Origin of the sequence: Prosthecobacter sp. (assembly GCF_029946185.1) — a bacterium.
Lineage (GTDB): Bacteria > Verrucomicrobiota > Verrucomicrobiia > Verrucomicrobiales > Verrucomicrobiaceae > Prosthecobacter.
Window position 1 is genome coordinate 5,918 of sequence record NZ_JAQSEA010000265.1, and the last position, 8,804, is coordinate 14,721.

Below are 8,804 nucleotides of genomic sequence, written 5' to 3' on the forward strand. Positions count from 1 at the left end.
CGTGGGCGAAGGCCAAGGCGTGGGCGAAGGCCAAGGCGTGGGCGAAGGCCAAGGCGTGGGCGAAGGCCAAGGCCAAGGCGTGGGCGATGGCGATGGCGATGGCGAAGGCGATGGCGAAGGCGAAGGCGATGGCGATGGCGATGGCGAAGGCGAAGGCGAAGGCGAAGGCGAAGGCGAAGGCGAAGGCGAAGGCGAAGGCGATGGCGAAGGCGAAGGCGAAGGCGAAGGCGAAGGCGAAGGCGATGGCGATGGCGATGGCGATGGCGAAGGCGAAGGCGAAGGCGATGGCGATGGCGATGGCGATGGCGAAGGCGATGGCGATGGCGATGGCGATGGCGATGGCGATGGCGAAGGCGAAGGCGAAGGCGAAGGCGAAGGCGAAGGCGAAGGCGAAGGCGAAGGCGATGGCGAAGGCGAAGGCGAAGGCGAAGGCGAAGGCGAAGGCGATGGCGATGGCGATGGCGATGGCGTTGGCGAAGGCGAAGGCGAAGGCGATGGCGATGGCGATGGCGATGGCGTTGGCGTTGGCGTTGGCACAGGCGGAAGCTCAATTTCAGGTGCGGGCTCAGGGTCAGGCGCGGGCACCGGCACTGCCACAGCTTCAGCAGATGGCTCACTCCCAAAAACATTGCTCGTCTGATCCGTATCAATCCTCGGCCGCGTACTCCGTGCACGGATGGTCACATTGTCCTGCGTGATGCCGAGGGATACGCGCACTCCCGGGGTCTTGGTGACCCACTGCCGCGAGAGCCATGAGCTTCCCGGTTGTACGCTGCCGTTGGTGGTTGAAATCATGGGAGTAATGCTGCGTGCTATTAACTCTTACAAAATGCTACTGCGTGCTCTCTCGGTCATCGATCGGTGGAAAGGCCTCGACGAGTTCGCGGAACCAGAAGCCGCTGATGTTCTGCGTGGAGTCTTCCACGGGGTGGCGCTCCCAGTCGGTCATCGGTGTCGGGGGAAACTCCTGCGCCACGAGATCGCCGCTGATCTCGGACTCGGGCGTGCCGGCACCAAAAATGACCTGGCCGCTGGTCTGATACCGGGGGAAGCGGCAGCCTGGGTGCAGGCACTCGGGGATGCTGCCGCTGGAGCCGTCAAAGCTCCAGTTGGGCGAGTCGGTGATGGGCGTGGGGGAGCGGTTCTCACGCTTGGGCCAGGGCGTTTCAGAGAGGTACCGGCTGATCTTAAACCAGGTGGGATATTCCGCGCCATCGCGTATCTTCATGCGCGGGTGGGTGCGCGCTGCCGTGGCGACGGAGGTGCTGTCATACTGCGAGGAGAGCGGCAGGTTGCCTTTCTCAAACCAGAGCTTCAGCAGCACGGTGGGCCAGTGGTAGGTGCGCTTCACCCAGGAGGTCTGAAAGGGTGTGTTGCGCTCGGCGTCGGTGCGGGTTTTGCCAAAGATGAAGGTGCGCTTCTGGTAGTCTGCCTTCAGGGCGTGTACCAGTGTGTAGCCTTGCAGGGTCTCGGGAACAGCCTCCGCCCGCTTGATCCATTGCGGGCAGTCCCGCCAGTAGAGGGTGTGGTTGTTGAAGTCCGGCAGCTCATCGCTGGGGCATTCTTTCGCGGTGATGGAGAACCCGCGCTCGGCGGGGTTCGGTGTGTCCACCCAGTCGAAGTTGGAATTGATCGATGGCATATGATTAGTCGCGGCGTTGTGATCCCCAGCCGACGACGTCGGTTTTGCGGAATTTGTAGCCCAGGCCATTGCTGGAAATGAAGACCATCCAGGTGGCGGTCTTGTCAAACTGGCGCGGCGCTGCTCCAGACACAGAGTCCGACAAGGCGCCGAAGACCGGGGTGATGTTCACGGTTTGCGCGGTGTTGCCGACCACTTCCTTGGTGACGACGATCTTCGTGAGATGGCCAGGCGTGGTCATCTGCCCGCCAAACCCAATGGCATTGGATCCATTGACAGAACTGGAGCCCAGGCCCCAGTAGGCGTTTGACCCGCTGGTGAATCCACTGGAGGTGGAGGCTGAATTGTCGAGCTGCGCCGTGCTCTGAAACTCATTGCGGTAAGGTTCCCCTTTTTCCGTGGTGCCCTCCTCGGCGAGCTGGCCCGTCCATTGCGGCACAAAGCCATCGCCGCGCCCACCCTTGAGGTAGATGTAGGTGTCTGTGGGCGCTGCCGTGATGTAGGTGAAGAGGCTGTTGTCCGCACTGGTGCCGGCGGCTGCGGTGACGAGGACGCTGGCCGTGCCTGCAAGGCCTGCCGGAGTGGTGCAGGTGAGAATGGTATCACTGACCACGGTGATACCAGTGGCTGCTATTCCGCCAATGGTCACCCCTGTAGCCGCGGTGAAGTGGGTGCCGGTGATCTTCAAGCTGGTGCCGCCTGCGGCTGCGCCGAGGGGTGGTGAGACGCTGATGACGGTGGGCTGCGCCAGCACATAGGTGAAGGGGACGGGGTCCGTGCTGGGGCCGTTCGGGGTGGTGACCACCACGTACTGCGCAGTGCCGGCGCTGCCCACCGGAGTGGTGCAGGTGAGGGTGGTGTCATTGACCAGGATGACGCGGGTGGCTGCCACGCCGCCGATGGTCACGCCGGTGGTCCCGGTGAGGCTCTGGCCGGAGATCGTCACCGTGGTGCCGCCTGCGGCGGTGCCGAGGGTGGGGAAGATGCTGGCGATGCTGGGGGGTGTCAGCGCATAGGTAAAAAGGCTGTTGTCCGCATTGGTGCCGCCTACGGTGGTGACCACCACGCTGGCCGTGCCCACACTGCCCGCAGGGGTGATGCAGGTGAGGGTGGTGTTATCGCCGCCGCTGACGGTGACATTGGTCGCGGGCACGCCGCCGATGGTCACACCGCCTGCCCCATTGAAGAAAGTGCCGGTGACGGTCAAGGTGGTGCCGCCCAGCGTCGATCCGGTGGCCGGAGAGATGCCATTGGCCGAGGTGCCGGTGACCGTGGGCGGCGGCTGCACATAGGTAAAGAGGTTGGTGCTCGCCGTGCCGCTGGGGGTGGTGACTGCCACGCTCGCTGCGCCGACGGTGCCGCTGGGTGTGGTGCAGATAATGCTGGTGTCACTGACGACGGTGACGCCGGTCGCAGGCACGCCACGGATGGTCACTCCTGTAGCCGCGGTGAAGTTTGTCCCGGTGATCGTCACCGGGGTGCCGCCTGCGGAAGTACCGGCGGGCGGGGAGATGTCAGTCACGGTGGGCGGCGTCAGCACATAGGTGTAGATGCTGGTGCCCGCATTGGTGCCGCCAGGGGTGGTGACCAGCACGCTGGCTGTGCCCGCGCTGCCCATGGGTGTGGTGCAGGTGATGCTGGTGCTGCTGACCACGGTGACGCTGGTGGCGGGTGCTGCGCCGAAGTTGACACCCGTGGTCCCGGTGAAATTGGTCCCGGTGATCGTCACACTCGTGCCGCCATTGGCTGAGCCGCTGGTCGGAGCGATGACGGTGACGGTGGGCGCTGCCACATAGGTGTAGAGGCTGTTGCTCGCATTCGTGCCGCTGGGTGTGGTGACGAGCACGCTGGCCGTGCCGACGCTGTGTGCAGGCGTGGTGCAGGTGAGGCTGGTGCTGCTGACCACGGAGACTCCCGTGGCCGCTGTGCCACCAAGGGTGACGCCGCTGGTCCCGGTGAAGTTCGTCCCGGTGATCGTCACACTCGCACCGCCGCTGAGCGGGCCGCCGGAAGGCGTGATGCCGGTGACGGTGGGTGCTGCCGCGTAGGTATAAAAGCTGTTGGCCGCATTGGTGCCGCCAGGCGTGGTGACCAGCACGCTGGCCGTGCCCGCGCTGCCTGCGGGTGTGGTGCAGGTAATGCTGGTGCTGCTGACCACTGTGACACTGGTGGCCGCCGCGCCGCCAAGAGTGACGCCTGTGGTTCCGGTGAAGTTTGTCCCGGTGATGGTCACACTGGCACCACCACCCAGCGGGCCGCCTGCAGGTGTGATGCCGGTGACGGTGGGCACTGCCGCGTAAGTGTAAAGGCTGTTGGCCGCATTCGTGCCGCCAGGCGCGGTGACCAGCACGCTGGCCGTTCCGGCAGTGCCTGCGGGTGCAGTGCAGGTGATCTGGGTGCTGCTGTCCACCGTGACACTCGTGGCCGCCGTGCCGCCAAGGGTCACGCTGGTGGCCCCGGTGAAGTTGGTCCCGGTGATGACCACACTCGTGCCGCCGGTGATCGGTCCGCTGGCAGGCGAGACGCCGCTGACGGTGGGCGCTGCCACGTAGGTGTAGAGGCTGTTGGCCGCATTCGTGCCATCCGGTGTGGTGACGACCACGCTGGCCGTGCCGGCAGTGCCCGCAGGGGTGGTGCAGGTGATCTGGGTGGCACTGTCCACCGTGACGCTGGTGGCCGCCGCACCGCCAAGGGTGACGCCGGTGGCCCCGGTGAAGTCTGTGCCGGTGATCGTCACACTGACGCCGCCGCTGAGCGGGCCGCTGGACGGAAGGATGCTGGATACTGTTGGAGCTGGCATGGTCAGATTAGTTAATGGTATTCAATGGTATCAATAAACGGGTGGAAAATCATGCGGCCGCGTGTGCCGGGGCGGCTGCGGTGCGGTGGCGGCCCGCTGCCTGGGTGTGACCGTGTTCCTGCGGTGACGACGGCTCTTTTCCAGCGGCAGGGAGGCCGCGCTGGTGGCAGGGGCCACGGGTGCCTTGGAGGCAGGGCCGGGCGGTTGTATTGAACAATGTCATACTATGGTATTGGGTCCGAATAAAAATAGTCAAGCGACTGATTAAAAAAGATTCTTCATCAGCGAGGCGCAGCCGCACTGACGGCTGATGGCGAGGGGGCTGTAGAGGCCGTCGGCGGTGTACTTGCCGCAGCGGTACTGGTCCGTGAAGCTCCACAGATAAGGGGAGGGGACGCCGCGCCTGCGGTAGCCGGTGCCGTTGTAGTTTTCAAAAGTGACGAGCGCCTGGCCGGGGCTCCAGTCGGTGATTTTGTCCAGGCCGTCGCACACCAGCGCATCGCGTGCGGACACCTCCCAGGTGAAGGGCGGTCGGCCACTCTTCGGGCGGCCCTTTGGCACCTGCACGGTGCGCGCGGAGAGCGGGTCGCCATTGTGCAGATGCTGGTGAAAACTCAGCCCGCACTCCATGGAGTGGAGGATGCCCACCACCCACCACGGCATGCCCGGAAAATGCGCAGCCACAGCCTCGTAGCGCGTCCGATGGGCCATGATGCGCGCCGCCTCCGACTGCACCTCCGCAGCGTGCTCAGTCTTGATGGCGCAGGCGTGGAATTGGGCGGCGTAGCTGTCGGCTAAAGCGGTCATGGGGAAGGGGAGGGCGACTGAGGTTTGAAGTTTAAAGCTTGAAGTTTAAAGATGCTGCGTGCTTGATTCAGAGTTCAGGCATCTCTTAAATGCCGCAGGCTTGGGGTGCGCGTGTGAGGGTGTCAGAAGAGTTCATTGGAGCCTGGTGGCGGTGGCTTGTGGCCTAGCAGCAGGTGCATGCCCCACAGCAGCAGACCCACGGCGGCGATGCCGAGCAGCGCATTCATGGCGTCACTGCCGAGCCGGGGTTTTTCGGCGACCTCTGCTGTGCGAGCACCCTTTGCAGCGCAGGGATGTTCTGCACCTCCTGCGCTGTGATGGCGGCCACAGCAGCACTCATGCTGCCGCCAGAAATAAGAAGCGCGCCGCCACCGGCCAGGAGGTCCTTCTCCAAAGCGCCGATGATCTGCGCCTGCACGGCGGGCGTGGTGATTTTCAGCATGGCCGGATTCGTGCAGGAGCCCAGCCCCATGACGGCCAAGATGGCGGCGGTGACAAGGAGGAGTGCGTGGTTTTTCATGAGTTCATTGCTTGGTTCTGGATGCTGGATGCGCTGTGAGGGTGTCGTAGTCAGTGGCGCTGTTTCGTCCTCGTCCTCGAACTCGTCCTCGATCCTATGGCGTCGAATGTGGAAGGCGTGGGGAGTCCGCGATGAACGGTGTTCATGGATTCGTTCGGTTCGTCATGCGTCATGCGTCATGCGTCGCAGCATCCCCCGGCCGCCACTCATCACCCAAGAAGATGGTATTACATGGTATCCGATGGTCCGCGAAATCGTTCCGGCTCACGGCCTGCATCAGTGCCTCAAAGCGCGGGCCGCGCTGCAGCCAGGTGCTGTGCCCGCAGGAGTCGTCGCTGTGGTCCTGCACCACCTCGGGGAAGAGCGCGGCAAACTCCCGCCCGCGCAGCCCCAGCGAGCCATAGCCCAGGCCCAGCCAGTTGATCAGCGGGCGCGTGGCGGCGGCAAAGCGCAGCGCAGCATCATGCCGGCTGCCATAGATGTGAATGCGGCGGATCAGCCCCTCGCGGATGGCTTCCGCAAAGTCCTCCTCATCCGCTGCGGGAGAGATCAGGTGCGCCGCCTCGATCTCCGCCCCGCAGGCCTCCAGCACCCGCGCGATGAGGTCGCAGCCGTTGCTGTGCCCCACCAGCACCAGTCGATAGCCCGCACGCCGGTAGTAGCCCACCTTCTTCGAAATCTCATCCGCCCGCTGCCGCTGGCGCATGCGACGCAGCAGTGCGCTGCATGAATACTCAAACTTCTCCGCCACCACACCGTCCGGCAGCCGCGTATTGATCCACGTCACAAACCGGTCCGTCCACCCCTCCGCGTCACCCGGATTGTTGCGGATGCCATTGATGGCGATGTAGCAGGTGCGGGTGTTCATGACTTGTGGTGTGATGTGGTATTGCCTGCCTGCATGGCGGCGTCTCGCAGGGCGTCGAAGCTCAGCGCCTCCAGCTTTTCCACCCGTCTCGTCTGCAGTTCGATCAGCTCCGCGATCTGTTGCGCCTGGTTGTTCAGCGCATCGCTGAAGCGGTTCACCGTCTCGATGCCCTTGCCCCACACCGCGCGCAAAATCAGCACAATGAACATCGCCAGCGCGATGATGAAGCCAATGAGCACCACATGCAGCGGCTGGATCGCCAGCTCCTGCGGATCAATCGTCGCAAACCTCACCCACCACCCCGCCACCGTCGCCGCCACAATGCCCAGCGCACTCACCGCCGCACCGAAGATGCAGGTGGCCAGAGAGAAGGGGACTTCGAAGTGAGAAGGATCGAGCGGGAGTTTCATGGGGCTATTCGATGTGTCACGTGGTGGTAGAGGTTGCTAGCTTGTGCCGAAAGCTGTGCCGTTGATGTGGCTTAAGACGAGCCCTGTTGAGGACAAATATGGCCCCATGACTGTTGGGCAGACCAGGCACTGCCCGTTGATCTCACCGTTGTAGAACGCCGAGGAGTCCAAGTTGATGTTGTTAATATAACCTCCAACCCTCACGAGGATGTTCGCAGGATTCGAAAGGGGGCCAGGCGGGCCATTGATCGAGTCGCCAATGTAGAGCGAGTCTGCCGTGATGCTGCCAGCGCTGGAGCCGCCCCCGTCACTACCCCCATTCACGCCCGTCCTGCCGCCCCCACCAGAGATGTCCACCACGCCCGCCACACGCAGGAATCCCGTCACAGTGACTGCTCCTGGAGATCCAGGGTTCCCTCCAGACGCAGAGTTCATTGTGTCGTCATAAGGAAAGCCGCCTCCGCTTGCGGCCAGCACCAGATTGCCGCCGATCTCGACATCATGTCCCGTGACATTTGAGCCTGAACCCCCGCTGCCTCCGTCAACTGATCCAGCCTCACCATCACGACCCTGTTCTCCAGAGGCCGTCACATTACCAGACACGAGCACATGATGCAATGTCAGCGCACCCGCAGAAGCCCCGCCTGTCCCAGCGTATGAGAGGGTGATCGAGCCAAGGGTGGCCGATTTGAACCCCACATCGCGCAGCGAGATGGCTCCGCCTGTCGTCGAGGTGATGGTATTGACGGTGGTCTTGTCGCGCCCATGACCGATGTAGGTCAGGTCGATGGTGCCCGTCTTGGTGATGCCCGCGAACGTGCCTGCGCCGAGGTGCATCATGCGCGCACCCGCAGTGTAGGCGGCCAGCATGGTCAGGTAGGGCTTGCCGGGGTCACCAACAGTCCCTGTGCCATCGTCACCGGTCGATTCCACCCACGCTCTCAGCGGCAGGTGGATCGCGTGCTCAGCCTCCATCATCGCCGCGCCCGCCGCCGTCAGAGTAAACTTCCGGTCCGCGCCACCCTGCGTGCCGTAGAGCAGTCCTCCGGTGGCAGGGGTGGCGGCGGTCAATGCAGCGAGTGTTTTATCAGACATAAGAGTGGGTGGGTTAAGGGGTAAGAATCAAAAAGCTGGAGCCATCCGCCAGCAGCAGGCCGCTCGTGCCATCTGCCAGCAGCAGCACCTCATTCGAGCCGCCAGGTGTGGTATTTCCTGGTGTTTGAGCCAGAGGCAGAGACAGTCCGAGTGCGAGCATAGTCTTAAAGCGCAATGATGTTTGTAGCCGTCGTGTTGGTAGCGTTCACGCGACTCGTCGCGATGGGCAGCACGGCCCCCGCAGGCACGCCCACGAAGGTCACGGCCACATTGTTTTCGTTGATCGCGACCACGTTCCCTGTGCCGCCCACATAGAGCGCGCGCGCCGGGACGCCTTTGATGGGGTGGGTGTCAGACGGCGTGACCGTGCGAAAGGATGAGTTCGGCACCATCTCCTGCAGAGCTCCGGGGATGGACATGGGATCAAGCGGTGTGCGGCGTTGTGAAGCAGGCATGGTGTGCGGTGTGTGTGAGGGTTGAATTTCGAAATGTTGAATGATGATTGCTGGTCGTTGCAGTGTTCTTCTCGTCCTCCTACTCGAACTCGTCCTCGATCCCATCGCGCCGCAGACACGGCCCGTGTGGAGGAGTCATAGAGCCGTGGAAAACGGGAGTATTTGATCGTCTCATTGTCTGATTGTCCTTCTTTGCGCATCGGTGCT

General features: G+C 63.4%; 9 protein-coding genes and 1 pseudogene. 1 reads left to right on the top strand and 9 read right to left on the bottom strand.

Annotated elements, in window-relative coordinates:
- A pseudogene (locus PSV43_RS21775) lies at window positions 1–640 on the top strand (hypothetical protein); the annotation flags it as partial.
- A 192-nt stretch (window positions 641–832) separates the two neighbouring features.
- On the opposite strand, the gene PSV43_RS21780 reads toward PSV43_RS21775, so the two are convergent.
- The 9 genes from PSV43_RS21780 to PSV43_RS21820 form a co-directional block, all read right to left on the bottom strand.
- Window positions 833–1,642: a hypothetical protein gene (locus PSV43_RS21780; protein WP_300202684.1), complete on the bottom strand. Its 810-nt coding sequence runs from the start codon at window positions 1,640–1,642 to the stop codon at window positions 833–835.
- Between the two features lie 4 nt (window positions 1,643–1,646).
- Window positions 1,647–4,442 (bottom strand): IPT/TIG domain-containing protein, encoded by a 2,796-nt coding sequence (locus tag PSV43_RS21785; RefSeq protein WP_300202687.1) that lies wholly within the window; start codon window positions 4,440–4,442, stop codon window positions 1,647–1,649.
- Between the two features lie 264 nt (window positions 4,443–4,706).
- Window positions 4,707–5,249, bottom strand: coding sequence for a hypothetical protein (locus tag PSV43_RS21790; RefSeq protein ID WP_300202690.1), 543 nt, complete (start codon window positions 5,247–5,249; stop codon window positions 4,707–4,709).
- Between the two features lie 223 nt (window positions 5,250–5,472).
- Window positions 5,473–5,769 (bottom strand): hypothetical protein, encoded by a 297-nt coding sequence (locus PSV43_RS21795; RefSeq protein ID WP_300202692.1) that lies wholly within the window; start codon window positions 5,767–5,769, stop codon window positions 5,473–5,475.
- Between the two features lie 169 nt (window positions 5,770–5,938).
- A complete protein-coding gene (locus tag PSV43_RS21800; RefSeq protein WP_300202695.1) occupies window positions 5,939–6,637 on the bottom strand; it encodes a hypothetical protein in 699 nt (232 codons plus the stop codon).
- Window positions 6,634–7,047: a hypothetical protein gene (locus PSV43_RS21805; RefSeq protein ID WP_300202698.1), complete on the bottom strand. Its 414-nt coding sequence runs from the start codon at window positions 7,045–7,047 to the stop codon at window positions 6,634–6,636. Before PSV43_RS21805 ends, PSV43_RS21800 begins: the two co-directional genes overlap by 4 nt.
- Before the next feature lie 36 nt (window positions 7,048–7,083).
- A complete protein-coding gene (locus PSV43_RS21810) occupies window positions 7,084–8,142 on the bottom strand; it encodes a hypothetical protein (RefSeq protein WP_300202701.1) in 1,059 nt (352 codons plus the stop codon).
- 13 nt (window positions 8,143–8,155) lie between these two features.
- Window positions 8,156–8,302, bottom strand: coding sequence for a hypothetical protein (locus PSV43_RS21815; protein ID WP_300202704.1), 147 nt, complete (start codon window positions 8,300–8,302; stop codon window positions 8,156–8,158).
- A 4-nt stretch (window positions 8,303–8,306) separates the two neighbouring features.
- Window positions 8,307–8,597 (bottom strand): hypothetical protein, encoded by a 291-nt coding sequence (locus PSV43_RS21820; protein ID WP_300202707.1) that lies wholly within the window; start codon window positions 8,595–8,597, stop codon window positions 8,307–8,309.
- Window positions 8,598–8,804 lie beyond the last annotated feature (207 nt).

Bases quoted from the DNA above. Each gene is read 5' to 3' on its own strand.
- PSV43_RS21780 (WP_300202684.1), bottom strand. From the start codon at position 1,642: ATGCCATCGATCAATTCCAACTTCGACTGGGTGGACACACCGAACCCC.
- PSV43_RS21785 (WP_300202687.1), bottom strand. From the start codon at position 4,442: ATGCCAGCTCCAACAGTATCCAGCATCCTTCCGTCCAGCGGCCCGCTC.
- PSV43_RS21790 (WP_300202690.1), bottom strand. From the start codon at position 5,249: ATGACCGCTTTAGCCGACAGCTACGCCGCCCAATTCCACGCCTGCGCC.
- PSV43_RS21795 (WP_300202692.1), bottom strand. From the start codon at position 5,769: ATGAAAAACCACGCACTCCTCCTTGTCACCGCCGCCATCTTGGCCGTC.
- PSV43_RS21800 (WP_300202695.1), bottom strand. From the start codon at position 6,637: ATGAACACCCGCACCTGCTACATCGCCATCAATGGCATCCGCAACAAT.
- PSV43_RS21805 (WP_300202698.1), bottom strand. From the start codon at position 7,047: ATGAAACTCCCGCTCGATCCTTCTCACTTCGAAGTCCCCTTCTCTCTG.
- PSV43_RS21810 (WP_300202701.1), bottom strand. From the start codon at position 8,142: ATGTCTGATAAAACACTCGCTGCATTGACCGCCGCCACCCCTGCCACC.
- PSV43_RS21815 (WP_300202704.1), bottom strand. From the start codon at position 8,302: ATGCTCGCACTCGGACTGTCTCTGCCTCTGGCTCAAACACCAGGAAAT.
- PSV43_RS21820 (WP_300202707.1), bottom strand. From the start codon at position 8,597: ATGCCTGCTTCACAACGCCGCACACCGCTTGATCCCATGTCCATCCCC.